We start from the raw sequence: 26,752 nt of genomic DNA on the forward strand, positions 1-26,752 counted from the left end.
CAGGTGATCGTAACCTCTCTATCGCTCACAACCTTTCGCATTAACAAAATGCCCTCTCTTATAGAAAAGGAATGCGGAAGGCAATATTGCTATAAACGAAAAAACCATCAAGCCCAGACAGTGAATGCTTTCACACTCAGGAGTGCGAGACATAAAAACCACCATAGGAATAGAGATCAAAACAATCCAAAAGAAGTAGAATATATTATGAAGCGCAATCAACACCTTGCCCTTCTTAACTTTATGGACAGAAATAAGAATAGAGGAAAGAGCCAGAGAACCTGCAAAAACTCCAAGAGAAATCACCACTAGCTCGACAATACTAGATAGAGCCATAGTGTTACTTTGCACCAATTGACCCTCCTACAAAAGCTCCGGATGCTGTTACAATAAAGTCTCGCGGCGCGGCAACCGTCTGCCCCAAAATACCATTAGGGACAGCGGAATGAATTCGCCCACTCAAAGCACCACCAACAACAGACCCAGCCACAGCGCCCCAGTTTATTCTATCCATGATAGACTCACATGGTTCTTGCCTTAGTGACATAACTTGACCAATTAGATCACCAGCTCCTCCAGCAATCGCACCACTTAAAACACTCCCCAAGATACCGGCCCCGGCGAAGCCTCCCGTAAGAGCACCTGCAAACATGCTCGCGGCAATTTCTTTGCCCGACGCATTTGGATTGGAAATAAGCGTGCCGATAAGACCGCCTGCCGCACCAATAACAGCGCCAGCAAAAATCATTACGGCCTCGCCCTCAGGATCAAGGAAATTCACCGGGTCGTTCACAACATATCCATACATGTTGGAATCCCCTCCCGCGAATCCTATCGGATCTTTCGCCGTCCACCGCCCACTATGAGCGTCATAATCTCTAGCCCCAAACCGGGTGAGTTGGGTGTGTTGATCATAGATACCGCCGGCGAAACCGAATGGTTGAAAGCCTGGGTTGGTGTCTTGTGTGATATTGCCCCATACGTCGTACTCAAGGCGTTGGGCAACTTGACCGGTGGCCACGTCCAGCACCAGCCTGGGGCTGCCCAGGTGATCGCTGATGATCTGATAGGTGTTGCCATCTTTGATCATGTAGGCCGGCACATTGGGCTGATCGGCGTAGATAAAGTGGCTGATCACGTTACCGTTGCCATCCAGCTCTGCAATCGGGTTCAGCTGGTCCTGGTACAGGAAGCCGTGTGTGAGGCTGCCGTTGACTTTCTTGCCGATTCGGCGGTTCTGGCCGTCGATGACGTAGGCGATAGTGATATCGCCGGGCAGTTCCACTTCTAGCAGGTTGCCAAGCTCGTCGTACGTGTAGTGAGTCGTCGCGCCGCTTTCTGTTTTGCTGGCCAGTTCGCCGTTGGCGGTGTACTGGTAGGTGGCGCCCTGATAGCTCACCAGGCGATCTTGCGCATCGTAGCTGGCAATCAACTGGCCGTTCTCATGGGTGCGATTGCCGTTGTCGTCGTATTGCCAGCTGGTGGTGACGCCGTCGCGGGTTACCTGGGTCAGGCGACCGGCGATGTCGTATTGATAACTGTCGGTAAAGCTGCTGCCGTTCAGGCTTTCTGTCCGGGCGGTAAGGCGGCCCCCTTTATCGCGGCTGTAGCTCAGGGTGCCGAAGCTGTTCCCATCACGGCTGATGGTGGTGCTGATACGTTCGCCGAAGGCATTGTAGCCGTAGCTGTGCTCCAGAATGCCCAGTGTGGCACTGGTCACCAGGCCGTGATCGGCATTGCGGACGAGGCTCAGGCTGCCGGCTCCGGTCAGCAGGCCATCGTTATCGTAGCTGAAGTCGGTGCAGCTGGTGCTGTTGACACAGCGCTGGCTGATCCAGAGGTTGTTATCCGGGCTTTGCGATACCGAGCCGCTGATTTCGCCCGACCAGGATTGGGTTGTCAGCAGGGCGCCATCCCATTGAAAGGCTAGGCTATTACCTTCCGGCGTGATTATCTGGGTCAGGTTGCCAGTCAGGGGGTTGTGTTGATAGCTGATGGTGCCACGCGCCAATGTGGCCCCCACAAGCTGGCCGCCTGTGTTGTAGTTGAACAGCACTTCACGATCATCCGGGCGCTCGATGCGCACCAGATCACGATCGCGGTTGTAGTGATAGAGAGTGACGGTGTGGCCCTCTGGTACTTTGGGCGGCGTATAGGTGCTCACCTGGTCAATTCCATCGTAGCTGAACAGGTGCGCGCTGCGCCCCGGCGGGGTCAGGCTGGTCAGATTGCCGTTGGCATCATAGCTATACTGCACAGCACGGCCATCGGGGAAGGTCTGGGTCGTGACGCGGCCGCGGAGATCGTGCCCGAAGGTTGTGGTGCGGCCCATGGCATCGGTGAGGCTGGTGAGGTTGCCTCGTGCATCATAGCTCAGCGCCGTATCCCGCTGCTGCGTGCCGCTTCCCTGGCTCAAGTTTTGTAGCCGCCCGGCGTTGTCATAGCTGAAGAACATGGGCAGCAAGCCATCGAGCGTAATCTGCTGCGGCAGCAGGGTAAGTGGATCGGCTTGTATTGTCAGCTTCCGGCCCTCCGGTGTGGTGTGCCGGGTGAGGCCGGTGCGGGTATCGCGCTCCAGCGTGCTCACTTTGCCGTTCAGGGTGGTAAGTTCGGTATAACGTGCAGTGTCTGCACCGTTTTCCGCATATTCACGCTCAATGGTGATGCTGGTTTCCAGGCCACCGGGCAATGTTTGCAGAATGCTGGCGGGCCGGGGACGCAGGGTTTTCTTGTCTAGTGCGTGATTGATCTGCGTGATCACACCCTGCTCTTCCAATCTCTCTTGCAGGCCATCCGGCGAGAGCGTACGCAGCGCTTCCACGCCATCGGGATAGCGGGTAAGCCATTGGCTGTCGCCATTTTCCAGCCGGGTGCGCTCAACCTTGTAGTGGCGGTGCTCGGCGGTGAGATAACCGTAGTGATCTTCATTGACGCCCAGGTGTTCATTATAGAATGACCAGCGCCCCTGTTCCGGGTTACGAGTTTCCAGCAGGCGGCCGTGCAGGTCGTAGTCGCGTTCATGACTGTGGCCGTTGGGATCGGTTTTTTCCACCAGCAGACTGCTGACCGCACCGTTCACCGCCGGCGCATAGTCGAAGAGAAAATGGCCACCATCTTCGTAACCGACCTCAAGCAACTGGTTATCGCCATCAAGGGTGAGCGTTGTTATCTGGCCGTCGGCAGCAATGATCCGGGCAGGTTTGCCAGAGGCATTCCGTTCAATGCTGGTGGCCCGGCCGAAACGGTCAATGATAGCCACCAGGTAACCTGCTTCATCGTACTCGAAGGTGTTCAGGGTAACGCCACTATCGCCATCAACCGTGGCGAGGTGGCGGCCCTCGTTGTCGAATACAAAAGGCATCCGGAATGCTTCAGCCGCTTCACGGACACAGCGCACATGATAGCTGTCATTTTTGCTGAAGCGAGGACTGTTGTAACTTTCACTCTCGACCCCCCAGGCTTGGGCATCATCTTGATGATTGGTGGTGGAACTCCAGTAAACCTTGCGGAAGCTGGCTGTCGGGTTCCATAGCTCGCCCGGCGGAAAAGTGACACGGGTTTGATGCTGGAACACTTCATTGGGCAGCGCGTAAAGCAGCTCGTTGATATTGGGCAGTCGCCAATTGTCGTAACCGGCATAGGTGGACGATTCACAGTGCGCAATGCTGTCTTGCCAGTTGAGTTTCAGGGTGGCATTGACGGGGGCGTCCTGCCACATCAGGGCGTTGTCCTGATCAATTACCACGCCCTGATCGGCATCTCGCACCAGGGCCTCTACATTTCTTTCATCCAGTAATTCGCCTCGTACGCACAGCACAGGCAAATTCAGGTTATGAGTATTGACGCTGCGCTGACGCCAAAGCTGCCGCCCGCGTGTCGGATGGTAAATCATCGGCCCGATGTTGGTGTCCGCTTTGCTCAGGGTATAACCCGCCTCTTTCGAGGTAGGCAAACGCCAACCGCTGCCCGGCAAGTCCACGGCCTGAGCGCAGTAACTTCTCGCCTCTGATACCTCGCGGAACTCGCGGGGGCGATCCCGATATTCCCACTCCAGCCCCGTGACCTTGTCCATCAGGGTGCCCTGTTCCGTAAGGGCATAGGCGATCACGCTGCCGCCAGTCTGATAGTAACCATCGTCACCGTTAATCTGGCTATAGGTTTGCCCGGTCTTCAGAATCAGGGATTGCGCTGGCACTTTCTGCACGCCGCCACTGCCGAGGTAAAGTCGGCCGGCCGGGTCAAACTCATGCACCTCTGACAGTGACCACCCCTCCGCCAACTGACTGGGGTAGCTGTTGCGTACGCTGATGCCGCTACGATGCCAACCTGTCACAAGCTCGCGCCCCGGCACGAGGGTCGGACGCTCGCCCTGCTGCGCCCAGGCGTTGGGGAAATCATCCAGCGCTCGCTGTTCCTCGGCTGCATTGCCGGTGCTCATGAAAACACCTTGATACTGGTAGCCGACACTCACACGACCGCTTACCAGGCCGGGGGTGCGGGTGCCGTCAAGGTTTCGGCCATCCCAGATAAACTCGGCCTCCTGATTCTCTATGGCTGGCAGCACCTGCTCGAACACATGGCCGCCGATTTCAAGCCGCACAATGATGCCTTGCAGCGAAGCCGGTATCTGCTCTCCGCTGGCGCGTACAAGAATCCGGTGGTGGTAACCGGCGGTGCGCTGGCTGTGATAATGCAGCGCCTGTGAGGTGCCGGCAACCGGGATGGTTTCGTGGAGGCTTTGCTGATGCAGCACACAATGAGAGCCTGTGCTGACACAGTCTTCCTCGGTTTCCTGCTGCTCGTCCACGTCGGTCTCGGTGTCGACAGGCTCCTCGGCATCGCTGGGTGAGAGGTTGTAATCGTAAGGGGTCATATGATCGAAGTTGCCCCACCACAGGGTGTCGCCCGGCTGATAGCCCGCTGCGAGCAGGCCGATGATTTCGTCCCCGGTATCACCGTTGCCATTGAGATCATCGGCCAGCCCGTCGCCGGTATAATCCAGACCGTCGATCTGGCCATCGCCGTCACTATCAATCAACTGGACGACCACACCATTGGGCGAGGGAATCCATTGATCGACAAGGCGATCAAAGTAACCGATGGGAATGATTTCTCCCACGGCAAAGCCCAGGAAGTTGTCAATGAACATCACCACCTGGCCATCAAACAGCACGGTATCGCTATAATGCACGCCTTCAACGTGAAGATCGTTGGCAAAGGTGAAGGCTGTTTCCGGTGGCAGGAACCCCGGCATGGAATCGGGGGTTTCAAATTCTGTCGCGGAGAACCAGAAGCCTTCCAGTTCTCTTTGTGCGCCATCCACCGATACCACTGTGGCTTTGCTGATATTGTTGAAAATCACCGTTGCACGGCGTGATCCGAATTCATCGGTGATCAGGGAAGACTGGTGGACCTGAAGCTGCCCGCCTGTCAGATCAATATGTGAGCGTGCGGTGTCCCGTGGCAGCAACGTGACAGTCGCCAGATTACCCCAGCCATTTGAAGGCGCGATGGTGTTGCGCTGCACCACAAGATGCCCGGGCTTCTCGTAAACCAGTGTTTGATGGCCCGCTGGGCCGGCGATGATGAAATGCCCGGTACTGTCGGTGCGGGTGCTGCCGAGATCCGGGCGATTCAGGAAGCTGACCTGAACGTCCGCCAGTGGCGTACCCTGGCGGCTTTCTGCCCGCCCGGTAAAACGCGCCATCAGCTGCGGATCATACGACTGCACTGTGGCATTATCCGGCACGTGCTGTAGCAGCGCTTGCGCCGGAGTACCGATGAGGTTGCTGGTATCGGTGGGCTGCTGCACATGCACGTGCACGCTGTTGGAGCGCAGGCTGCCAAGGCGTGCCGCCACCCTGGCCTGCCCTGGCCGGATTGCCGTGATCTCACCTTGCTCGACCTTCACCACGGAACGTTGATCAGGAATAAACTGCGCGTATGAAGTGAAATCCACTCGCTGCCCGGTTTCATACACGCCTGTCAGCGTGAGGGTTTGCAGAGAGCCTGGCGTCATCAATAGCGTGGCAGGTTCGATGGTGATCTGTTCCAGCCCCTGCTGCTCTATCAAGGCTGCATCCAGCTCGATCAGGTGATCGGTATTACAGCCCTGAGCCTCGGATATATCCACGGTCTGCACCCGGCTGCTGTCCCAGCTTGCGCCCTGATCCAGCGTTTTCAAGACCGTGACGTACCCATAGCGTGAGTTTTGCGGTTGGCCCGGCGCATAGTGGCCACGCGATATGCCGAAACCAAGCAGGCCCTCGGTATAAGGTGAATCATGGTTCTCATCCAGGCCCGTCTGTAGCAGATGATTCCGGTGTCCCCATGGCTCGCCTTCCATGTCTTCGAAATCGCTGAACCAGTCTTTGTCCTGATATAACCAGGCAAAAATTGAGCGCACCAGGGCCTCATCTTCGGTTGGCAGCGTCGTCGCCACGGCGCCCGCAACAGATTCGGGCCTGAAGGATGAAAGATCGCGATGTGTCTCGATATCCGGGTAGGCGTCCATCCGCTGGAGGGGCGAACGGCCATCGGCGTAGTGACTGATCACCATATTGTGCGTGCGTATGTAATCCGCATAGGTCTGGGCGGCATCGACGATATCGACGTCAAAACCGGCATAAGGCTTGATCCCTCTGGCTGACCGCTCCGCATTGATCAGATAAAGGCTTTTTTGCTGGACGCTCATTGCGTCCCAGCTGGCCTGATCCGGCATGAGTAGATATCGGGAAACAGAAGGGTCGAGAGAACGGGCGTAGTTGAATGCCCGCTCGATATCTTCCACCGTTTCAGCCTCGTTGCCGCGCCACTCCAGATTGTCGTCCGGGTAACGAGCTGAATAATCCCGATCATCTTCTACCGGCAGTGCCGGGCAAACAGTGAGCGCTCTGGCAGGCTCGATCATCAAAACCAGACTGGCAACATCTGATATACCCAGATCGGTACTCACTTCCAGTTCAATCAGGTATTCGCCGGGATCAAGCCCGTCTATTTGCGCGACTGCGGTATCAGCCAACCAATTACCATCCAGACGCCACTGGAATGACAAGCCGCCCTCGGCTACGACACTGGCGCTGCCATCCAGCTCAATCAGCGTATTGACGTAGCCAAAATACTGCTCAGGCAGGACGGCCTGTGGCGCATGGCCAACCCGGACACGAACGGCCTGCCGGGCCACTTGCCCCTCGCTCGATTCCGCTTCCAGCCAATAATCCCGATCACCAAGCGGCAAGCTGTCCAATTGCAACTGCGGCCCTTGCCCCACTGATACATCCCCGTCGCCTTCGAACCAGCGAAAATAGGCAATGGCGCCATGAGATATATGGCTTTGTGAAGCATCCAGCGTGACCGTCTGGCCCTCAGGGGCCACAATTTCTTCGGGCAAGACGATGACCGGCAACGGGTATTGAACGGAGACCGAAATATTTTCCTGATGCACACGGCCTGCCTGATCCGTTACCAGCAGAATAACACCATGGGTACCGGCAGCCAGATCACTCAGCTCAAGCAGCGAGCCGGTACCCAGCACTGTATCGCTGTGAGCATCACGCCATTCGTAGTGCACTATGTCACCAGCATAAGTGGGAGCGCTGGCATTCAGGGTCACCGTATCACCCAGGCTGTTGTGCTCGTGCCCCTCCACAAGCAGATCGGGGCGCGCCGCCACACTCACTGTCATGATCTTCGACGTGGTCAGGCCACCGGTGTTGGTGACCTCAAGCTGAAACTCCCAAACACCGATATCCAGTTCATTCAGAGCCAGTACAGCGCCGCTCCCGACAGGCTCATTGGTGTTCAACAAGGTCCATTCAAAGCTTTCGATGTCATGAAAAGCATCATGCGATTGACTGGCATCGAACGTGACCGGCTCGCCCTGCCACACCGCGTTCGGGCCTTGAATAATCACTAGCGGCGGGCCGTATACCGTCAGCTCCAATGGCTCGCGAAGTGTTTTCGACAGGCCACGTTCGTCAGTCACGGCAAGCTGTATCTGATAAACACCTGGGGTTGAAAAGCTGACTTCAGCGGTCATCGAATCAGCCAACACCCGATCCTCGGTCAGCTCCCTCCACTGGTAGCTGATGATGTCAGCCTCAAGATGGTGGCTATCTGTTGCATCCAGCGATACCAGTTCATTAACGGCAACAACAAGAGGCGAGACAGTTGCAACGGGTACGGGCTCGCCATATGAGCGAACGCAACGAACGGGTAGCTCTTCATCAACTGCGATAGCATGAAAGTTCAGGTTCTCCAGCCACCAGTATTCAGTGTAATACTGGTAACGAAACCGATATCGTCTCTCAAGTGTGCCGTCATAAAGAGTAGCAGTATTATCAGAAGTAACGGTGGAAGATTGCCAATATGGCGTTTCCGGGATGTTCTTGAAGTAGAGCGATGATCCCCGAGAGTTCACATGATACTCGATCTCTCGTTGTAGCAGATGTGACTCGTTGAAGTTCGGCAAGCGCCAATCATCATGCCCCGCCAACTGCAAATCGTCACAGTAGTTCATCGCCTGATCAAAGTTTCCAGTTTGCATCAGGACATCTTCATTATCCTGCCACATCAACCGGTTGGTACGATCAACAACATAAGGCGCTGCTTCTGGCTTATGGAATTCCGATACAAAGCGCTGCTCGCCGCTGACACAGCGCACATGACCCTCTTTGTCATAATCGGTAGGCAAAACACGTGCTGTAATAAAATCCACCAGCGTGTTCAGGTAACTACCGCCGTTCCGGGTATAGTTATTCTTCGCATGGTAATCAGCGCCATAGCTCGAAGTACCGACATGTTCGAATGCCGAGCTGATCAAACGCTCGCTGGAGTCCGGATTATCACGGAAATGCTCTAGCAAGAAAATCAGTTCAAGGCGATTCGGCAGGCGCCAGTTGGTGATGCCGCCGTGCACCAATGTGTCACAGTATGCCTCGGCGTCGGCATAAAAAACTTTGGGGGCAAGCACTGCACTACTGTCCTGCCAGATCAGGCCGTTTACTTTGTCAAAAACTATTTCGTTAGTCGGGTCACGCTCATAAACCCTCGCCGTTCCTACCCTGGTTGCCGCATCGTCATGGCTGAATCGAGAGCTTAGAGCACCCGTCTTTGGCACCCTGGAAAGCCCTTCCGCCAGCATATCCACGGTCACCATGGGCGCGATAGAAAGCGTAAACTCCTGAATATATTCCAGGCCGTAGATATCCGTTGCCTGCAACCGGACGGCGTGGTCACCAATATCACCATCTCCTGGTGTCCAGCTCAGTATTCTATCTTGCAACTGCATTCCGGCTGGCCCGGCCAGAAGATTGAAGGTGATATCCCGCTCATGGCTCAACGCCGCCAGCTTGATCGTATATCGAAAGCGCTCCCCGGCACTCCAGGAAATGGCGGGCGTTGAAATAATTTCCGGTGGCAATAAAGCATGCAGGACCGGCAAGATGAAGGCTTGCTCGGCAACCGCGCCGCGCTCATCGGTCACCACCACGACAAAGCTTTGCTCCCCCAGCTGGTTCCATCCGGGCACCCAGGAAATACGCCCGGAATCAGGATTGATTTGCACACCATCGGGCGCCGCAGAAAGTGAAAAGCACAGGTCGTGATTATCCGCGTCGTTCGCATGAATCTGATATTCAAGCACCTCATCGAACCAGGCATCCCCCGGCGGGATGGAAATGATCTCCGGGGTGCTATTGTTTGTGGCAAGTTGCTCGGGTGTGAGGCCAAAACCCTGGCTTTGGGATGGCGGGGACGTTTGATGACAAGCGCCTGTCGTCCCGCCCTTGATCAGCACAGCCAGGGAATATGGTTCGACGGGCAGGTTCTGCTCAAAGAGTTGATAGATCGCGCTACCAGCAAGGCTTTGGGCGGGATCACCTTCATTCTCCGGCTCAAACCAGATGGCGCCCAACATCGTCGGCTGCTTGAAAAATGCAGCGAGCCTCACGGAAACACCGTGAGCAGCACTTTTCAATAGCAGGTCATTGCCTTCACGAAACAGTTGAGAGGTGATATCTGCATATTGAATGCCACCGGCAAAAAGGATATCGCTATAGCCGCCCGCCGCCACAAGCGTCTTTTTCCCATCTCCCGGCGTGATGACAAACGTTACCGCTTGCTCACCCTCCAGAGGCGGGTAGCTCGCAAGGCCGAGACCCTGATGGCTACCGATCAGCGTATCGTTACCGCTACCAGGAAAGACCATTCGATTACTCATTCTCGGGATGAGGAGATCAGCACCGCTTGAGCCATGAATCGATTCGCTGTCGCCAGCGCCGAGCACCAAGGACGCCGAGCCTTGAGCCACTGTGGGTGGCGTGGCATTGAATACCTGGAAAATCTGATCTTTATGGATCGCCTGCCCGTTGGCGAAGCGGATTTCAGACAAGGTATCGGCGACAGCAAAGAAATCACGGACTACCAGCCGCAAGTTCTTGTTGCTGATATTCAATATCAGATCATCACTACCTTGCTGGCTGGTGAAACTGCTGGATACATCTGCATAGGTGATACTTTGATCGAAAAGAATGTAGTTATAACCTTCCGATTCAACAATGGTGTTATGGCCACCGCCGGAAGCAAACTGGTAAACATTGTCACCCGGCCCGCCAACGATGTAGTCATCGCCTGTGCCGCTTGAAACGACGTTATTGCCTTCACCAACATAGATAAAGTCGTTTCCGGGCGTTCCAACCAGATAGTCGGGATTGGCCGGAAGATCATCATTGGGATCATCGCCATCGCCGCCTCCGTCGCCCGGCTCGCCACCCCCATCTTCGTCACCGTCTCCATCGCCGCCGTCACCGTCATCATCTTCATCACCGGCTCCACTGCCCGCCTCCCAAACCGAGCCGTCGACATTGATGGTAAAACTACGAGGCACGGAAGGCGCCTGAACGCCGAACAATTGAAACAGGCTCTCGCCATCCAGCTGCCCGCCCGTGGTAAATTCTATTGCGGAAATAATATTGGATCTTGAGAAGAACTGGTGGATGCGCACGGTGTCATTATTGTTCTGGTTTCCAAGAATCAGATCATCGCCAGACTTTTGTAGCCGTGTCGCCACATCATTGAAGTGAATCCCACCACTGAAGCGGATAATGTGCATCCCTGATGAAGCAATAATGGTATTTGCGCCATCACCGGGAAAGAACTCGAAAATGGTTTGCTCTGCCCTGCCAATCAGCAAATCATCCCCGGCCCCGCCGCGAATAGTAGCGGGCACCGAATCAGGCAACAGGATTTCTGAGGCTCCCGAACCCTGCAACAGGCCGCCAGCGCCGACCTCTGTTTCCAGAACCCTTTGGTTGCCCGGCGTTGACGGTGCCGGCTTGCCAAAGGCAGCGAACAGCTGTCCTGCTGACAGTATCTCTCCATTCATGAACGTGAAAGAGGATACTGTTTCTTCGAATGCGAAGAAGTCTTTTACGGTTAGCGTCTGCTGCCCGCTACCTATTACCAACCTCAAATCATCGCCACTGATCCACAACCCGCTGGCGACGTCGGCAAAGGTTATGCCAGCCTGGAACTCGACCACATTGCTGCCGGTGGTCTCTATCAGCGTAATCTGGCTGCTGCCGGGATGAACTTCGTAAACATTATCTCCGCCGCCGCCTATTACAACGTCATCGCCCCCTGAAAGCTCGACGGTATAATTATCAGAGCCTAGTACGATGAGATCATCACCCGATGTATCAGAGATGAAATGATTGCCAGAATTAGCAGAGTTGGCGGCGTTTACACCGATAATGGCAAGTGAAAATCCACAAAGAACCAGCAATACGAAACGGCAAGCTTTCACGAATGCATCCCTTCATTCAGTATAAGTCAGCCTCTCCGGGCGACCCTTGATATTATATTGTGATGGCAGTTGATCCGCCCCCGCTGCCTGTTCTAGCACTAGCGTCACACTTGAAACAACCCCCAACATCTCGCAATGAGAACAATGCCCACCACATCCGTTAACTGATAGAAAGTTTCACTTATTCTGATATCAAATCAGAACCGTTTTTTTGGCTCCTAACAGCATTGAGTGAAAGCGTTTTAATAGCGCCGATCAAATCCACTGATGATTTTGAAATGATGCTAGCGACGCCGCGCTTGCGCTGCGGTTACTCGGCTTGTTGTTATCGCCACATCTTCATCAGAAGCGGCTCTGCTACAGTCTTTCCCGAGCTTTCCCGAGCAGCACTTTAATGCAGCAAGGCTTTTGTTGATAGTAAAGAAAACCATGCTGAGCCTGCCGGCGCAAAAAATATCGCGATGAACTCAACTCTGACAGGCAGGGTGCAGATCGCAGAACAACATCTTCTCAGGCCGCAGCCACCAGGAAGTCCAGTTCCACGATGGGTTTCAGTTATAGAAGCACAACCTGGTTACGAGGGAGCTTCAGGCGCGCGGCACCAGGTTGAACAAATCCACAAACCGCTGCGCAGCAGCAATGTCGCCTTGCACTTCTACTACGCCCTCACCGGCCAGCTGCACCAGGGGCTGGCTGCCATACAGGGCAGATGCCATGGCATTGCCATCCGCCTTGAGCACGAAGGGCGCTTCGGGGCGTTCGACGGCCAGCGTCTCCAGGCGCCCGCCCACCACACGCGCTTCAAAGGATTCTTTCGTGAAATCAAAGCCGCCCACCAGCGTATCCGCGCCGGCCGGGCTGCGTTGCAAGTTCACGCCCATCGAAATCATCAGGGCGGAAGGGCTGATGAAGCGTGTGGCATCGTGCCCTGGCAGAGTCAGCGCCCATCGGCACAGCGCTTCCAGCACCGGCAACACGCCTCGCCCGGCTTCTGTCAGTGCATAGATGCCGAGGCGCTCGTCGTGCGCTATCACCCCGGCTTGCTGCAACTGCCCAAGCCGGGCCGTCAGCACGCTGGCGGTAATGCCCGGTACGCCGGCGCGGATCATCTGAAAGCGCTTGGGCGCGAACATCAGCTCACGCACTACAAGTAAGGCCCAGCGATCACCGACCTGATTAAGCGCGTGGGCGGCCAGGCAGCCTTCATCGTAACGAGGGCGCGGTGCGCCTGCATGATTAGTCATTTTTAAATACTACCAGTTGCTTTTTGCTACTTCCAGCGTGATGCTTTCCTTTCAGATGAAACCACCCGGAAAGGAGCTCCCACCATGACGTACTACACCAGTTCCTTGCTAGCCGTGCCCACGGCCAACAAGCAGCAATACCTCAGCCACGCCAGCGCCGCCTGGGCGGTGTTCCAGCGCTATGGTGCCCTGCGCATGGTAGAAGGCTGGGGCGTTGATATCTCTCGGGGCAAGGTCACGGATCTCTACCAGGCAGTGCAGGCGCAGGACGGCGAAACTGTCGTCTTTTCCTGGATCGAGTGGCAAGACAGGCCCGCTGCCGACGCAGCGTGGCAAAAAATGCAGGCAGACGCGGCCATGAACAGCTTGCCAGCCATGCCGTTTGATGGCAGCCGCATGATCTATGGTGGGTTCGAACCCGTTTTTACGGCCGGCACCGATCACCCGGCGGGCTATATCCAGGGATTCGTTCTGGCGGTGCCGGCGCAGAATCGGGCTGCGTATATCGATATCGCCCGGCAAGCATGGGAGGGCGCGTTCAAGCCCCGTGGCTGCCTCGGCACGGTGGAGGCGTGGGGCGTCGATGTGCCGCATGGTGCGCAGACAGATTTTTATCGCGCCAGCAAGGCCGAAGCCAGCGAGATTCCGGTGTTCAGCTGGACGCTCTGGCCCGACAAAGCCACCTGCGATGCTGCCGCACAAGCGATGGAGGCCGAGATGGCGGGCCAGTCTTTCCCGGAAATGCCGTTTGATGGCATGCGCATGATGTGGGGAGGCTTCGAGCCGATTTTCGATTCGGCCTTTCGAGCCTAGCAGCCGTCGAGCAGTCGGACCACGCCCTTCCTGGGGCCCTGCTGCCCGGAGCAGGCGCCAGGGGCGTTTCGTGGGTCTTGCACAAGTCCCGATCTGCCAATGGCCCACCGAAAAACGTCCGCCTACGACGCGCTAGCGATATACGAGCGCTGCTGATGACAAATCTGGCGATGTCATTCGGGGCAGGGCCGGAGCTGGCGCCGGAGTGAGTGTGCGACACCCTCGTGGGCGCGGCCGGGGAGAATCGCCTGCGCGGTGCTGGTTTCCAGTCTCGATGATCGCCGTCATCTGGTCAGGCCCCGCCGACAGGGCGGCCGCTCTCTCGGCCCGGCCGCCCTGTCGGCTCTCCCTGTTCCGGCATCGCAAGTTCTTCCCCGGTTTCGGCAGCTGTGTTAGTGTCCAGCGGTCTTATCTTTCAGGCCACAATGCCATGCCCGAAGACGGCGACTGTAACAGTATAGGCAGCGCAGACGAGCCGCCCCCTACGGTAACGCGACGCCTGCGCGCCATCCACGCTTTCCCCCTTTTCCCGTTACCCCGCATACGGCCCGCCGCAACGGCGCCGCTGGCCGTGCACGCGCCGGGCAAACCAGGTTACTGATCATGGAATTTATCGCAGACCCGAATATCTGGATCGGCTTGCTGACGCTGGTGGCACTGGAAATCGTGCTTGGCATCGACAACCTGGTGTTTATTGCGATCCTGGCCGACAAGCTGCCGCCCCATCAGCGCAACAAGGCTCGCGTCGTCGGGCTTTCGCTGGCGCTGCTGATGCGCATCGCCTTGCTGTTTTCGATCTCCTGGATCGTGACACTGACACGCCCGCTGTTCAGCATCGCTGATTTCTCTTTCTCGGGCCGCGACATTCTGCTGATCCTTGGCGGGGTGTTCTTGCTCGCCAAGGGCACCATGGAGCTGCATGAGCGCCTGGAGGGCGCGCAGAAGCCGAAACAGGGGAAAGTGGTTCATGCCGTGTTCTGGCAGGTGATCGTGCAGATCATGGTGCTGGATGCGGTGTTTTCGCTGGACAGCGTGATTACAGCCGTCGGCATGGTGGATCAGTTGTGGGTCATGGTCACGGCGGTTTGTGTGGCAATGGCGGTCATGATGCTGGCCTCGGGCCCGCTGATGGCCTTTGTGTCGCGCCACCCCACGGTCGTGATTCTGTGCCTGGGCTTTTTGCTGATGATCGGCTTCTCGCTGGTGGTGGAGGGCTTCGGCTTCCACATTCCCAAAGGCTATCTGTATGCCGCCATCGGCTTCTCGGTATTGGTCGAGGCCGCCAACCAGCTCGGGCGGCGTAACCGGGAACGCCAGATTACCATGGGCAACATGCGTGAGCGCACTGCCGAAGCGGTGCTGCGCATGCTTGGTGGCCGCGCCGATGAAGAAGCGCCCTTGGGCGAAACCGTGGATGTGATCGCAGTGCAGGCAGCACAGGGCACGCTGTTCAGCGCCGAGGAAAAAGAAATGATCCGCGGGGTGCTGGATCTCGGCGCACGCCCGGTGCGTTCCATCATGTCGCCGCGCAATGAGCTGGAATGGCTGAATCTAGACGATGAGGCGGAAACACTTTACGCGGCGATCCGCAAGATCACCCATACCCGTGTCATTCTCGCTCGCGAACAGGTCGATAATTTTGTCGGGGTTGCCATTACCAAGGAGCTGCTGCACCAGCTGATCGATACCGGCGGCATCAATTGGGCGCGGGCCACACGCCAGCCGGTGGTAGTGCACGAAACCACCGACGTGCTGCGGGTCATGGAACAATTACGCCGCTCTCCCGTGCAAATGGCGATGATCGTGGATGAATACGGCGCGCTGGAAGGCATCGCAACGCCGACCGATATTCTGGAGGCAATAGCAGGCGAATTTCCCGACATGAACGAAGAAGCCGGCATGGTGCAAAAGCAGGAAGACGGCAGCTGGCTGGTGGACGGTTTTGTCGACGTGCGCCAGCTCAGCGGCACCCTGGAGCACAATCTGGTGGACGAGGCGAATCGCTATGCCACGCTCGGCGGCTATATTCTGGCGCAACTGGGCCACCTGCCCCGGCCCGGCGAGGTGCTGGAAGCGCAAGGGCTCCGGTTTGAAGTGATCTCGCTGGACAAGCGCAGTATCGGCAAGGTGCGCATCACTGACCTCGCCGCGCCGCAGGGCTCCACCACATCCTGAGCCATCTTTATTCTCGTGGGCGGTGGGCGCGGGCTTTTTTCGTGCCCACGGTGCGCACGGGAAGGCACAGAAGTTTTTTCATTCTGGCAACGCCAACAACAAAAGTACACTCGCGAGCCTGCACGCTCCCCGCTATGATTCTCCATGCATAACCCCGCCCGGCGATCTCGGGTAAAACAGCACAGCACTCGAACAGATACACCAAGGAGCTCACATGGGCATGATGAAAGAATTCAGGGAATTTGCTGTCAAAGGTAACGTCGTGGATATGGCCGTCGGTATCATCATCGGCGGCGCTTTTGGCACTATCGTGTCGAGCCTGGTGGCGGATATCATCATGCCTCCGATCGGCCTGCTGCTTGGCGGCGTGGATTTTACTGATCTGTTTATCGTGCTCAGCGGCGAAGGTGAATTCACTACGCTGGCGGAAGCACAAGCAGCCGGCGCAGTGAGCATCAATTACGGTATCTTTATCAATCAGCTGGTGAGTTTTTTGATCGTAGCTTTCGCCGTTTTCCTGCTGGTAAGAACGATCAACCGATTGAAGCGTCAGCAAGCAGTTGAAGAAGCAGCGCCTGAAGCCCCGGCGCCTACCCCTGAAGAGGTGGTGCTATTGCGCGAGATTCGCGACAGCCTCCGCAAATCCTGACCCGATCCGCAGCACCCGTGCCATCACGGGTGCTGCCGCCCTCTGCATCAGCTCAGGGCGTTCAGTGCGCCCTCGTAATCCGGCTCATCACCGATTTCGTCCACCAGCTCCGTGTGGATCACTTTGTCGTGTTCGTCAATCACCACCACAGCGCGTGTACACAAGCCGGCCAGCGGGCCACCTTCAAGCGCTACGCCATAATCGCGGGCGAATTCGGGGTGACGAAAGGTCGATAAGGTGACCACATTTTCCAGTCCCTCTGCGCCACAGAAACGTGCCGCAGCGAATGGCAGATCGGCGGAAATCACCAACACAACAGTGTTATCCAGGCCGCCAGCCCGCTCATTGAATTTACGTGTGGACGTGGCGCACACGCCGGTATCGACGCTGGGAACGATGTTGAGCACCTTGCGCTTGCCCTGATAGTCCGCGAGTGTCTTTTCACCAAGATCCTGGGCGGTCAGTGTGAATGCAGGCGCTGGCTTGCCGGTTTCCGGGAAGCTGCCGCCCACCGGCACCGGGGTGCCCTTGAACGTAACCTGAGCCATAACATACTCCTTAAAGACGTAGTGGAGGGGCTACGACATTGAGGCAGCGGTACCCGGCTGGCAAGCCCCGGCTGATCATTTTGCGCCGGCTATCGGCCGGCTCACTCCGTTTCACCGAATTGCCCATGCCGGCCGGCACCCGACTCGAAGCGCCCGGCACCAGCGGCGGTCTCCCCCGAGGCCAATGTGCGTCGCCCGTGTTCGAACTCATTGCGCAGTGCGCTGGCTTCATCAAGCCCCCACTGCTCAAGCACACTGGCGCGGTCACCACGCAGGCAGGCTTGCGGGAAAGCAGCTATCTGGCGCGCCAGCGCTTCAGCGGCCGACAACAATTGCGCAGCAGGCACCACACGATTGACCAGGCCGATCGCCAGCGCTTCGCTTGCCGCTACCGAGCGGCCCGTCAAAATCAGATCCATCGCTCTGCTCTGGCCGATCAAGCGTGGCAGGCGTACCGTGCCGCCATCAATCAGCGGCACGCCGAAGCGCCGGCAGAACACGCCGAATACCGCTTCTTCGGTGGCCACACGCAGATCACACCACAAGGCCAGCTCCAAGCCGCCAGCCACACAATAACCATCGATGGCTGCGATGACCGGCTTGCTCAATTGCATGCGACTGGGGCCCATCGGCCCGTCGCCGTCGGCCGCCAGGCGGTTCATCCGCACAGGATCGCCGCTGGCGACTGCCTTGAGATCAGCGCCTGCGCAAAAGTGACCGCCCGCGCCGGTGAGAATCGCCACACTGAGGCTGTCATCTTCGTCGAATTGCCGAAAGGCTGCGGCCAGCGCGGCAGCCGTCGGGCCATCTACGGCGTTACGCGCCAGTGGCCGGTCGAGGGTAATCACACACACGGGCGGGCGGGGCTGATAAAGAACCGAGGCGGGTGCTGCGGCCATCACTGCTCCTTGAAACTACAGGGTTCGAGGCCCGCCATGATTGCACATGACGGGCGCTCGCGTGCAGCAAGCCGGCGGTCAATCGTCGAGTTGGCCTGACGCCTGATGGCGTAGCAGCTTCATGAACTCGATCACCAGTTCGCGATGCGCCTCGGACAGCTCCACGAAATCCGCTTCCATCTGCATCAGCTGTTCGCTAAACCCGGGCTCATCCGGCTCGCGGACGCCAAAGCGTGCCGGTGGTGCAAACGCCTCTGCCGCAGGATAGTGCGTCGCGCTCGTCAGCAAGAGCTCGCGCAGCATTGCCAACAAGGCGCCGGAAGGCCGCCAATGGCCCGGCCCGGGCTCACCACCCGCAGCCTGGCGGTGCGCACGCAGGGCCACAGCGCGCAGCGCTTGTGTGGTTGGCGGCTGAGGGGCCGACGATAAAGGCTGGGTAAAAACGCGGTTCTCTAAGACGGAATAAGACATGATCAGGCAACCTCTCTCACTGCCAGAAAAAATCCTATTATGAGAAAAGAGAGATTGGCGCACCATGCATATTCGCCAGAGACAAATTGGCGAATATGCAACCCGGACAGACCCGCTTAATCTTCTGACGCCTCACTCGTGCGCTGCAAGCGCTTGAGCAACTTGCAGAATTCTACCACCAGCTGACGATTAGCGGGCGTCAATTCTTTGATATGGCGTTGTAATCGGGCCAGCTCACCCGTCGAGCGGTTATGTGGGGGAGTGGGCAGATGCTGGGTGCGCTCAACTTCCAGGTACAACTCGGAAACGCGTGTTTCCAACGCACGGGCAAGCGCCTCCAGCAAACCCACCGAAGGTTGTTGCGTGCCGCGCTCGATCCGCGAGAGGTTGCTGGCGTCGGTACCGGCCCGATAAGCCACCTCTTCCAGCGTCTCTCCGCGCTCGTCACGCCTGAGCTTGAGGACCGCGCCAATTTTCATGGTTGAATTGTGCGAATAGACGCGCCCGCGCACCATGCGCATATGCCACCAGAAAATACAAAAAATGGCGAAAAAAGATATCTCCCAGCTAACGCACGGGGAACAGGAACATGCGAGCCTTAACCTGGCGACGGAAAAAGCGATATCAATATGATATCATTGCTCGGCTTACTGCCCTCTCACTTGCGCCTTGATGCCCGGCGAACCGCTTTATGAATCTGCTCGAAAGCCCTGCTCAATTGGCCGAATCACACCTGAAGAAATACTGGATGATTTATGCGCATTGTCGAGCTACCGGTCACACGCTCAAGATCTGGGATTGCAAGGAGCTGTCTCTGTTCGCCGGCAGCCGCGGCCGCACGCTGCCGATCTCGCGCCTGTATGTTGTCGTAGAAAGCCTGGATCGCGCTGGCTTGCGCCCACTATTGGCCCAATTGGAAGCGCTTGATCCTTTTCAGCAGCGGCGACTGTGTATCGACCCCGGCCACCCGCTCTGAGCCATTCGCCCACGCGCAGCCGCCCGGTCAGGTTTCCCCGTTGCCAGCCCGGTGCTAGGCTAGGCTGCCTGACCATCTTCAGCGGAAGCCAAGCGTGGAAGACGTTTATTCACCGACCGAAGAAATCATCAACAGCCTCACCCACGGCATCGGCGCAGCGCTGAGTATCGGCGGCACGGTGCTGCTGGTGGCAATGGCTGTGCAGCTGGGTGATCCCTGGAAAATAGTCAGCTTCAGCATTTTCGGCTTCAGCCTGGCGCTGCTGTATCTCTCCTCCACGCTGTATCACGGCTTTCGTGATCCGCGCCTGCGGGCGATCTTCAAGATGCTGGATCATTGCGCCATCTTCATCCTGATCGCCGGCACCTACACGCCGTTTCTACTGGTCAATATGCGCGGCCCGGTGGGCTGGACGCTATTCGGGGTCATCTGGAGCCTGGCGCTGCTTGGCGTTGTGCTCAAGCTGGTGTTCGGCCACCGCTACAAGATCCTGCGGGTGGGCATCTATCTGTTGATGGGCTGGCTGGTGATGTTCGCCTCCGGCGAGCTGTTGGCACGGCTGAACAGCACGGGCTTCTGGCTGCTGTTAGCTGGTGGGATCACTTATACCTTCGGCGTCATTTTCTATCTGGTGCACCTGATCCCTTTCAACCACGCGATCTGGCACCTGTTTGTGGTGGGCGGCAGTGTGTGCCACTTTCTGGCCGTGTTCTACGGGGTGCTGCCCCACCAGCCGGGCGTGCTGAGCTGAGCTGATTGAAAGACGCACTGCGCCGTATCATGACCAGCGCTCCAGCTGTTACAACTGCCGCCCGTCAGCGCTGTTCAGCTCGTTCCAGATCACGCAGCGCGCCTTCCACCATATACGCGACCATATCACCCAGGCCATCCACCAGCTGGTCGAAGGTAATTATCGGATTCGCCTCACCCAGATGTCGGATAATGGTGAAAATGCCACCGTTGATGATGATGTACGACTTGGTGGGCAAATCCGGCAATTGCAGCAGGCGCGGATGATGCATGACGTACTGCACCACCAGCTCCATCAACATCTTGTTGATCGGCTCCAGGTTATCGCGGTGTGCCATATGCACGGTGTAGCTGACATAACTGAGATAACGGCTGTCATCGCGCAGTAACCAGCCCCGAAAAGCACGCAGCAGGGTGATCACCGCCTCGCGGATTTCCATCGTCACCAACTGCGGGGTCAGCGGGCGGATAACCTCGACAATATCCTTCACCGCGTACTGGTAGATGGCATCGAATACCGCTTCCTTGTTGGTGAAATACTCATACAAGGAGCCCACACCGATACCCGCTATCTCGGCGATGTGGCGCGTGGTGGTGCCTTCCATGCCGTGCCGTGCAAGCGAGATGAAGCCCGCCTCTACAATTGCCCTCACTGTCTCCCGGGAGCGGCGCTGCTGCGGTTTTCTGGCCATAACCTGTTTTCCTGTATCCGGCATGTGCCGTCTATCCCTTGCCACAGCACGGCAAAGGGGTATCCGAATTGAATCCGAACAATTGGTCGGAATATCGTGACATCAGCCAATGTCATGGTCTACGCAACACACCCAGGCCGCAACCCCCTTAGCGACAGGCAACACCCTTATGCTCAGAAAGAACAAACTGACTCATTGCACCAGCGCTGTGGTAACCGGCGCTGGTTCCGGTATCGGCGCCGCCTTTGCACTGGAGCTGGCACGCCGGGGCACGCGCGTGGTATGCGCCGATATCAAGCTGGCCACTGCCGAGCAGACCGCTGCGGCGATCACCGCAGCAGGCGGCCAGGCGCTGGCCGTGGCCTGCGATGTATCGCAACTCGAACAAGTGGAGCAACTGGCGGCCAGCGCTGAACAATGGCTCGGCCACACGCCCGAGATCGTCATCAACAATGCCGGGGTCGGTGCGGGCGGTCAGGTAATCGGCGCGACGCCAATGGACGACTGGCAATGGGTGCTGGGCGTAAACCTGTGGGGCGTGATCCACGGCTGCCATGTGTTTGCACCGAAACTGCGAGCGCATGGCCGTGGCGGCATCATAAATGTCTGCTCCACTGCCAGCTTTGCCGCCGCGCCGCTGATGGGCCCGTACAACACCAGCAAGGCTGCGGTGCTGGCATTGTCGGAAACGCTGGCAGCAGAGATGAGCGGCACCGGCATTCATGTCACCGCCCTGTGCCCCACCTTCGTGAAAACCAACATCACCCGCGACGGCCGTATTTCAGCCAACACCTCGCAGTTTGCCAACAATCTGCTGAAGTGGACGGGCATCTCTGCGGAGCGCGTCGCCCGTACCACCCTCAACGCGCTGGATCGCAATCAGCTTTATGTTCTGCCGCAACTGGACGCACGCACCATCTGGCGCATGAAGCGCTTTGTTCCGGGCACCTACACCCGCGGCGCCGGGCTGCTCAATCGCCTGGCTTCCTCCCGATTCTGAACAGGAGCACTTCATGGCTTCCATCGACCTCGACAAAATGCTCGTAAAGATCAAGAGCAGCCAATGGGCGCTGGCGGATATTGACTGGGATGCGCCCGGTGCCGATCTGATTACCGATGAGCAGTGGCCCAAGCTGAAAGCCTTCATGGCCGATCTGATGTGGATCGAGCATGTCGGCGCCCGTGCATTTGCAGCGATGGCAAAAAAAGCACCAACAGAAACGCTGCGTGAGATCTACACTTATTTCCACGCCGAGGAGCAGCGCCACGCCAATGCCGAAATGGCACTGATGAAACGCTGGGGCATGCTCGACGGCGATGAAATTCCCGAGCCGAACATCAACTTGCGGCTGGTGATCGAATGGCTGGATCGCTATGCCGATGAAATGCCTGTTTATGTGCTGGGCACGGTCGTGCCGATGCTGGAAGTTGCACTGGACGGTGCGCTGTGCAGCTTCCTGCTGGAAACCGTCGACGACCCGGTTTGTCATGCCGCGTTCCAGAAAATCAACGACGACGAATCACGCCACCTTGGTGTCGGCTTCACCGTGATGGAAATGCAGGGGCGCAGCAAAACCTTCATCCAGCTCACTCAGATGGTAGCCCCGCTGCTGGACCCGCGGCTGATACTCGGCATCGCGTCCTACTTCCCGCTGCTGAACAAGATGCGTGACAACATCATGGAAATGGGCCTGCCGGAAGAAAAGCTCTATAACGCCATGCGCAAGTTCGAGAAGATCGGTGGCCGCACCGCCGATGGCCGGCGCAATCCGTGGTTCCAGATCATCAGCCGCCATGGCCGCTTTGTCATCAATCGCAACAACCGCTTTTACCATGCTCCCGTGGACGCACTGGTGAAAGTCACGCAATACATTCCAAGGCGTGCTCTGCCTGCCGTGCCAAGCTGGGTCAAAGAGCTGACCTACCGCCCCGCAGCCTGACGCAGCGCTCCGTATATTGACAGGAATAGATAAATGAACACCCCTTCACCTTCGGCAAAGAAGCCGGCCAAAACAGGCGGCACCCGAAAAGCCCCGGTAAAAAGACCGAGCGTCAAAGCAGTTGCAAAGCCCGTTTCGGTTCTGATCATCGGGGCCGGCTTTGCCGGGCTGGGCATGGCTATCCAATTGCAACAGGCAGGCATCCGCGACATCGTTATTCTGGAGCGCGCCGACGCAGTCGGCGGCACCTGGCGCGATAACCGCTACCCAGGCGCCGCCTGCGATATCCCGTCGAATCTTTATTCCTATTCGTTTGCCCAGAACCCGAACTGGTCACGCAGCTTTTCGGGCAGTGGCGAGATTCTGGATTACATTCACTATCTGGTATCGCACTTCAATCTCGCGCCCTACATCCGCTTCAAACAGAACGTTACCGGATTGAACTTCGATGAAAATGCCGGCCTTTGGCATGCCTCTATAGAAGGCGGCGACACTGTCCGCGCGCGTGCCGTGGTGATGGCGCAAGGCCCGCTTTCCAATGCCATCTTTCCCGATATAGCGGGCTTGGAAAAATACAAAGGCCACACGATTCACAGCGCACGCTGGGATCACGATTATGATTTCAGCAACAAGCGTGTAGCGGTCATTGGCACTGGCGCCAGCGCTGTGCAGATCATCCCCGAGCTTGTAAAGCAGGCCGGCTTTGTGAAGGTATTTCAACGCACACCAGGGTGGGTGCTTCCGCGGCCGGACTTTGAAACACCGGAATGGAACAAGGCGCTGTTTCGCAAGTTCCCCGGCACCCAGGATGCGCTGCGCAAAGCACTCTATGTCACTCATGAATCCATGGCGCTGGCTGTCATCTGGAACTCGCCGTTAACGCGCATTGCCGAGCGTATCGGGCGCCTGCATTTGCGCCGCCAGGTAAAAGATCGCTGGCTGCGCCGCCAGCTGACGCCGGATTTTCGTATCGGTTGCAAGCGCGTGCTGCTTTCCAATGATTACTACCCGGCCTTGCAGCAACCCAACTGCAAGCTGGTCACCTGGCCGATCGACCGGCTTTCCGAGCAAGGCATCCGCACCGCCGAAGGCATCGAGCACCAGTTCGATTGCATCGTGTTTGCCACCGGCTTCGATGTCTGCAAAACCGGCACGCCCTTCCCCATCACCGGGCTGGGTGGTCGCGCCCTGCATGACGAATGGGCGCGCGGCGCACAGGCTTACAAAAGCATCAATGTGGCGGGTTATCCAAACCTGTTCCTGACCTTTGGCCCGAACTCCGGGCCAGGCCATAATTCCGCGCTGGTCTACATGGAATCGCAACTGGATTACGCCGTGCGCGGTATCCAGAAAATCCTTGATGAAGATCTGAAAATGCTGGACGTGAAAGCCGATGCACAGGCGGCGCACAACAAAGCGATTCAGGCGCGACTGGCCAACACCAACTGGAACTCGGGCTGCAAAAGCTGGTATCTGACCGAGGACGGCCACAACGTCACTATGTATCCCGGCTTCGCTACTCAGTATGCCTTGCAGATGCGCACGCTGGATGAAGCTGATTATCGGCGTACACCGATGGCGGGAGGCTGAATAAAAAACGGCCCCGCACCCCGGGGCCGTGTGCCGTATCAGACTTTTTTGCGTTGCTTGTTTGCCGCCCGGGTCACATACGCATTCAGCAGCCGCATCGCCCACTCATACGGCGGCGCGAATTTACGTTGCCACCAGTAGCCGATGCGAATATCCGGCGATGTGAAGATCATGTATTTACGGCGCCGCATGCCGCGCAGAATCGCCTGCGCGGCGCGCTCCGGTGTGACGGCATGGCGCTGGAAGCGGCTCGTCAGCCGCTGTACTTCCGGATCATCGCGATCCACACCAACGATTTCGATTGTCCGCACCAGCCCGGTATCCACACCGCCGGGGCACACCAGCCCCACATGAATGCCGTGCGCGCGCAGATCAAATCGCAGCACCTCGGAAATACCACGCAAACCGAACTTGGTCGCGCTATAGGCCGCATGCCACGGCAACCCGAACAACCCCGCTGCGGAGGATACATTGATCAGATGGCCACCACGGCCGGCGGCGATCATGGGTGGCAGGAAAGCGTGCATCACGTGCACCGGCCCCATCAGGTTGATATTGATCAGCCGGCGCCAGTGATCCAGCTCGAGCTGCTCGACGGTGCCCCAGATGGATATCCCGGCAATATTCAATAGCGCATCCATGCTGCCGTGCTCTGCGTGCACTGCCTCGGCAAACGCCAGCACTGCATCCGCATCGGCAATATCCATCGCTTGCGCCGCCAGCACAGTGGCACCACTGGCGCGCAGGCCGGAAACCGTTTCCGCCAGCGCCTGCTCGTTGATATCCGTCAGGCACAACAGCGCGCCTTCGGCCCCCAGCGCCTCTGCTACCGCGCGGCCAATGCCGCTGGCCGCCCCCGTTACCAGGCACCGCTGCCCCTCGAAAGTGTGTGTTGCCATGACGTGACTCCCCATGCGGGCATGAATGTACGATGCGCTCATGATTACGCAGATGGCGGCCAGCCGCAGTAGCCGTTGCGGCCAACCGGGGTAGCCGATACGGCCAGCCGCTTCCCCGTGGCCGTATTCGTGCAATACTCGCCCCTACGTCTGTTTATCAGCCTGGTAGATCTGCATGGACGAATTCGACCGCGACAACGGCTGGGTATCGGCCCGGCATTTGCAGCACATCGTGGCACGCGGGGAAAGTGCCGGTCTGGGCATGGCAGCGCTGTTACAGCAGGCGGGGTTGCATCGGGGCCAGTTGGCAGACAGCGCCGGCAGCATCCCTGTCAGTGCGCTGGAACAGCTGCTTGAGCACGCCAGCCAACACTATCGCGATCCTTTGCTGGGCCTGCATCTGGCCAGCAATATCCAGCCGGCCACCTTTGGCGTGATCGGCCATCTGGTGCAAACCTGCGACCGCTTCAGTGATGTGCTGGATACGCTGACGCGCTATAACGGCCTGCTCAGCAATATCGGCACTACGTCGGTCAATCTGGCGCCCGGTCAGGTACACGTCTGCTGGCAATGTCACGTCGGCGGCCCCCTGTTTCAGCGCCACGCCCGCGAGTATGTGATGGGTGCCTTTGTCACGCTGGTGCGTCTGCTCTTGCCGGGCCAGCCAGATGTGCCGCTAGCGGTGCACTTTCCTCATGAGCGCCCCGGTGGCGAGCAGCTTCATGCCAGCTATCAGGCGCTGTTTCGTTGCGCTGTTTATTTCCGCCAGGACGCCGCTTGCGTGGTGCTGCCGGCGAGACTGTTACGTGAGCGCCTGCCCCATGGTGATACCTCCCTGCGCGAAATGCTGGAACAACACGCACGCACCGAGCTGGGCCAACGTGCGGCTGCTCAGGCGCCGCGCACACTGACCGCAGACGTGCGGCATCTGATCCAGCAGACGTTGCCGCACCAACCGCCCAGCCGAGACAGCATCGCTGCTCAGTTGGGCCTGAGCGGGCGCACCTTGCATCGTCGGCTGGCAAGTGAGGGAAGCAGTTATCAGGCGCTGTTGGACGATGCGCGCCTGGAACGCGCACGCACGCTGCTCACCACCACGGACACAACCCATGCAGACATTGCCGTAGCACTGGGTTTCGGCTCGGCGCAATCCTTCACGCGCTGGTTTCGCCGCCGCACGGGGGCAACGCCTTCCAACCATCGCTCAGCCGAAGGGCGCCCCGACAGCGCGAGCGATGACAATGCAGTGCCAGGCACTGGCTCCGCAGCCAAAACCCCATGAAAAGAAAAAAAGGCATTGCGA

At 57.9% G+C, this 26,752-nt stretch carries 18 protein-coding genes; 9 read left to right on the top strand and 9 right to left on the bottom strand.

The genetic code is table 11. From position 1 onward, the window contains the following. Positions 1-18: 18 nt before the first annotated feature. The 3 genes from MU846_RS03385 to MU846_RS03395 form a co-directional block, all read right to left on the bottom strand. Positions 19-351: a hypothetical protein gene (locus tag MU846_RS03385; protein WP_246948429.1), complete on the bottom strand. Its 333-nt coding sequence runs from the start codon at positions 349-351 to the stop codon at positions 19-21. Continuing rightward, the gene (locus MU846_RS03390; RefSeq protein ID WP_246948431.1) at positions 341-11,803 is read right to left on the bottom strand and encodes an Lcl domain-containing protein; all 11,463 of its coding nucleotides are present in this window, start codon (positions 11,801-11,803) and stop codon (positions 341-343) included. The genes MU846_RS03385 and MU846_RS03390 overlap by 11 nt, the downstream gene beginning before the upstream one ends. Positions 11,804-12,390: 587 nt before the next feature. Then, entirely contained in the window at positions 12,391-13,047 is a 657-nt protein-coding gene (locus MU846_RS03395) for a winged helix-turn-helix transcriptional regulator (protein WP_246948433.1), read from the bottom strand. Between the two features lie 84 nt (positions 13,048-13,131). Here MU846_RS03395 and MU846_RS03400 point away from each other — a divergent pair, with 84 nt between their 5' ends. From MU846_RS03400 to mscL, 3 genes are all read left to right on the top strand, one after another. Then, positions 13,132-13,860: a DUF1428 domain-containing protein gene (locus tag MU846_RS03400; RefSeq protein ID WP_246948435.1), complete on the top strand. Its 729-nt coding sequence runs from the start codon at positions 13,132-13,134 to the stop codon at positions 13,858-13,860. A 603-nt stretch (positions 13,861-14,463) separates the two neighbouring features. Beyond that, complete coding sequence (locus tag MU846_RS03405; protein ID WP_246948438.1) at positions 14,464-16,035, top strand: TerC family protein; 1,572 nt, start codon at positions 14,464-14,466, stop codon at positions 16,033-16,035. A gap of 214 nt (positions 16,036-16,249) precedes the next feature. Next, entirely contained in the window at positions 16,250-16,684 is a 435-nt protein-coding gene (gene mscL, locus MU846_RS03410; protein ID WP_246948440.1) for a large conductance mechanosensitive channel protein MscL, read from the top strand. Positions 16,685-16,731: 47 nt separating this feature from the next. Here mscL and tpx read toward each other — a convergent pair whose 3' ends face one another. The 4 genes from tpx to MU846_RS03430 form a co-directional block, all read right to left on the bottom strand. Next, entirely contained in the window at positions 16,732-17,232 is a 501-nt protein-coding gene (gene tpx, locus MU846_RS03415) for a thiol peroxidase (protein WP_246948441.1), read from the bottom strand. A 101-nt stretch (positions 17,233-17,333) separates the two neighbouring features. Then, positions 17,334-18,131 (bottom strand): crotonase/enoyl-CoA hydratase family protein, encoded by a 798-nt coding sequence (locus tag MU846_RS03420; RefSeq protein WP_246948442.1) that lies wholly within the window; start codon positions 18,129-18,131, stop codon positions 17,334-17,336. A gap of 78 nt (positions 18,132-18,209) precedes the next feature. Beyond that, positions 18,210-18,602: a hypothetical protein gene (locus tag MU846_RS03425; protein WP_246948443.1), complete on the bottom strand. Its 393-nt coding sequence runs from the start codon at positions 18,600-18,602 to the stop codon at positions 18,210-18,212. Positions 18,603-18,718: 116 nt separating this feature from the next. Next, complete coding sequence (locus MU846_RS03430) at positions 18,719-19,123, bottom strand: helix-turn-helix domain-containing protein (protein WP_246948444.1); 405 nt, start codon at positions 19,121-19,123, stop codon at positions 18,719-18,721. 170 nt (positions 19,124-19,293) lie between these two features. Here MU846_RS03430 and MU846_RS03435 point away from each other — a divergent pair, with 170 nt between their 5' ends. Both MU846_RS03435 and trhA read left to right on the top strand, forming a co-directional pair. After that, the gene (locus MU846_RS03435; protein WP_246948445.1) at positions 19,294-19,578 is read left to right on the top strand and encodes a hypothetical protein; all 285 of its coding nucleotides are present in this window, start codon (positions 19,294-19,296) and stop codon (positions 19,576-19,578) included. 94 nt (positions 19,579-19,672) lie between these two features. Further along, positions 19,673-20,329, top strand: a complete 657-nt coding sequence (gene trhA / locus MU846_RS03440; RefSeq protein WP_246948446.1) for a PAQR family membrane homeostasis protein TrhA — start codon at positions 19,673-19,675, stop codon at positions 20,327-20,329. Positions 20,330-20,393: 64 nt separating this feature from the next. On the opposite strand, the gene MU846_RS03445 is transcribed toward trhA, so the two are convergent. Next, complete coding sequence (locus MU846_RS03445) at positions 20,394-21,020, bottom strand: TetR/AcrR family transcriptional regulator (protein WP_246948448.1); 627 nt, start codon at positions 21,018-21,020, stop codon at positions 20,394-20,396. 169 nt (positions 21,021-21,189) lie between these two features. Between MU846_RS03445 and MU846_RS03450 the strand changes: the two genes are divergently transcribed. The 3 genes from MU846_RS03450 to MU846_RS03460 are packed head-to-tail and all read left to right on the top strand — an operon-like array spanning position 21,190 to position 24,550. Beyond that, the gene (locus tag MU846_RS03450) at positions 21,190-22,020 is read left to right on the top strand and encodes an SDR family NAD(P)-dependent oxidoreductase (RefSeq protein WP_246948450.1); all 831 of its coding nucleotides are present in this window, start codon (positions 21,190-21,192) and stop codon (positions 22,018-22,020) included. Between the two features lie 13 nt (positions 22,021-22,033). After that, positions 22,034-22,960, top strand: coding sequence for a ferritin-like domain-containing protein (locus tag MU846_RS03455; protein ID WP_246948452.1), 927 nt, complete (start codon positions 22,034-22,036; stop codon positions 22,958-22,960). Positions 22,961-22,993: 33 nt separating this feature from the next. After that, a complete protein-coding gene (locus MU846_RS03460) occupies positions 22,994-24,550 on the top strand; it encodes a flavin-containing monooxygenase (RefSeq protein WP_306799236.1) in 1,557 nt (518 codons plus the stop codon). 38 nt (positions 24,551-24,588) lie between these two features. Here the strand turns inward: MU846_RS03460 and MU846_RS03465 are convergent, their stop codons facing one another. After that, complete coding sequence (locus MU846_RS03465) at positions 24,589-25,449, bottom strand: SDR family oxidoreductase (protein WP_246948459.1); 861 nt, start codon at positions 25,447-25,449, stop codon at positions 24,589-24,591. Positions 25,450-25,624: 175 nt separating this feature from the next. Here MU846_RS03465 and MU846_RS03470 point away from each other — a divergent pair, with 175 nt between their 5' ends. Continuing rightward, a complete protein-coding gene (locus MU846_RS03470) occupies positions 25,625-26,731 on the top strand; it encodes an AraC family transcriptional regulator (protein WP_246948460.1) in 1,107 nt (368 codons plus the stop codon). The last annotated feature ends 21 nt before the right edge of the window (positions 26,732-26,752 follow it).

Source organism: Alcanivorax quisquiliarum (assembly GCF_023051175.1).
In the GTDB taxonomy this organism is placed as follows: Bacteria; Pseudomonadota; Gammaproteobacteria; order Pseudomonadales; family Alcanivoracaceae; genus Isoalcanivorax; species Isoalcanivorax quisquiliarum.

What these genes read in the sequence shown, in the direction of transcription:
- MU846_RS03395 (WP_246948433.1), bottom strand. Translation starts at nt 13,047, where the DNA reads ATGACTAATCATGCAGGCGCACCGCGCCCTCGTTACGATGAAGGCTGC.
- MU846_RS03400 (WP_246948435.1), top strand. Translation starts at nt 13,132, where the DNA reads ATGACGTACTACACCAGTTCCTTGCTAGCCGTGCCCACGGCCAACAAG.
- MU846_RS03405 (WP_246948438.1), top strand. Translation starts at nt 14,464, where the DNA reads ATGGAATTTATCGCAGACCCGAATATCTGGATCGGCTTGCTGACGCTG.
- mscL (WP_246948440.1), top strand. Translation starts at nt 16,250, where the DNA reads ATGGGCATGATGAAAGAATTCAGGGAATTTGCTGTCAAAGGTAACGTC.
- tpx (WP_246948441.1), bottom strand. Translation starts at nt 17,232, where the DNA reads ATGGCTCAGGTTACGTTCAAGGGCACCCCGGTGCCGGTGGGCGGCAGC.
- MU846_RS03420 (WP_246948442.1), bottom strand. Translation starts at nt 18,131, where the DNA reads ATGGCCGCAGCACCCGCCTCGGTTCTTTATCAGCCCCGCCCGCCCGTG.
- MU846_RS03425 (WP_246948443.1), bottom strand. Translation starts at nt 18,602, where the DNA reads ATGTCTTATTCCGTCTTAGAGAACCGCGTTTTTACCCAGCCTTTATCG.
- MU846_RS03430 (WP_246948444.1), bottom strand. Translation starts at nt 19,123, where the DNA reads ATGCGCATGGTGCGCGGGCGCGTCTATTCGCACAATTCAACCATGAAA.
- MU846_RS03435 (WP_246948445.1), top strand. Translation starts at nt 19,294, where the DNA reads ATGAATCTGCTCGAAAGCCCTGCTCAATTGGCCGAATCACACCTGAAG.
- MU846_RS03445 (WP_246948448.1), bottom strand. Translation starts at nt 21,020, where the DNA reads ATGGCCAGAAAACCGCAGCAGCGCCGCTCCCGGGAGACAGTGAGGGCA.
- MU846_RS03450 (WP_246948450.1), top strand. Translation starts at nt 21,190, where the DNA reads ATGCTCAGAAAGAACAAACTGACTCATTGCACCAGCGCTGTGGTAACC.
- MU846_RS03455 (WP_246948452.1), top strand. Translation starts at nt 22,034, where the DNA reads ATGGCTTCCATCGACCTCGACAAAATGCTCGTAAAGATCAAGAGCAGC.
- MU846_RS03460 (WP_306799236.1), top strand. Translation starts at nt 22,994, where the DNA reads ATGAACACCCCTTCACCTTCGGCAAAGAAGCCGGCCAAAACAGGCGGC.
- MU846_RS03465 (WP_246948459.1), bottom strand. Translation starts at nt 25,449, where the DNA reads ATGGCAACACACACTTTCGAGGGGCAGCGGTGCCTGGTAACGGGGGCG.
- MU846_RS03470 (WP_246948460.1), top strand. Translation starts at nt 25,625, where the DNA reads ATGGACGAATTCGACCGCGACAACGGCTGGGTATCGGCCCGGCATTTG.